This is a genomic window from Pseudocitrobacter sp. 2023LY-00077 (assembly GCF_055796175.1).
In genome coordinates this window covers 1-1,146 of record NZ_JBSPEI010000058.1, presented here as the reverse complement: position 1 = coordinate 1,146, position 1,146 = coordinate 1, and the positions used below count along the sequence as shown (strand labels likewise).

Annotated in this window: 2 protein-coding genes; both read left to right on the top strand. The window is 49.3% G+C overall.

The features are described 5' to 3' along the window. Positions 1 to 36 precede the first annotated feature (36 nt). A complete protein-coding gene (locus ACWWFX_RS25265; RefSeq protein WP_473225106.1) occupies positions 37 to 588 on the top strand; it encodes an ead/Ea22-like family protein in 552 nt (183 codons plus the stop codon). 171 nt (positions 589 to 759) lie between these two features. Next, entirely contained in the window at positions 760 to 1,020 is a 261-nt protein-coding gene (locus tag ACWWFX_RS25260; protein ID WP_473225105.1) for a hypothetical protein, read from the top strand. The last annotated feature ends 126 nt before the right edge of the window (positions 1,021 to 1,146 follow it).

Here is a 1,146-nt window from a genome sequence, read left to right as displayed (position 1 = left end):
GAAAAGGCGCTACCGGCAATGAAGCGTCTGCTTATGATGCCGAATGATGAGTTGTTTGATGAGGCGCTGCTAAACGTCGATGGTGATGTTGACGCGGCGAATGCATTCAACCTGCTCACAGGTCCAGCTACCGTGCTGGCGCTGGTAGAGGCGCTGGAAGCCTCTGAGCAAAATAGTGACGGCGTGGCGGGCATGGCAGAGCACTACGAGACGACCATTTCTATGCTGAAAAGTCGCATCGCAGAACTGGAAAGCCAAAACGAATATATCCGCAAACGCTATCAGGAACTGGACCTGTTAATCGGCAAAAATATTCTTGTCATGCAAGCCGCGATTATCGAATGGCAGGGAACTGGCGACGCTAAAAATGGATTGGCGTGGATTTATAACACGCTGTTTGGCCCCGGAGAATTACCGGATGAGGAAGAAAAAGACGCTCAGGCTTACTTCGATCGCAAATATGCTCCGATTGATGAAAAGCTTATGGAGCTTCATCGGTGGTTTTGGGAGCAGCAGGAAAAAGAGAAGCAAGCGTCGTTGGCCGCTGGCGTAGCCGTGGAGGGTAATACCAATGCCAACAATAACTGAACTCAGAGAAAAGTTGCGTGCAGGCGAGGTACTGATTCTCCCGGCAGCATCATTACGACTGTTTATGCAGGAATGCCAAAATCACCCAGTGGGTGAAGAGTGCTACAAGATTGAGCCGCATTCAAAAGGCACTTCGAAAGTCTACGACCCACGCCGTGTGAGGGATGCACAATGACAACTATCTACGTAACAAAATATTCATTAACCGCGGGTCCTTTCAAGGTTGATGCTGAAATATCATTCGAAGGAACAATGGCATCTTATCGTATTGGTAATAGCTACACTCAGCATGCGCATGGGAAAGACTTCTGGCTCACCGAGTTTGAAGCACTGGCAGACTGTGAACGCCGGCGCGCTGCAAAACTTGCTTCCATTGAGAAACAGAGGAAAAAACTTACCGATATGAAATTCACGATGGGGGTAGCGAAATAATGACAACCCCAATCACAAAAGAGCCTCTCTACGCAGAGGTTCACAACGTGCCAGATGATTACCATTTTACGGACGCCGAACTGGAACGCATCATCGCAGGGGATATGTTCACTCCCCGACAGGGCG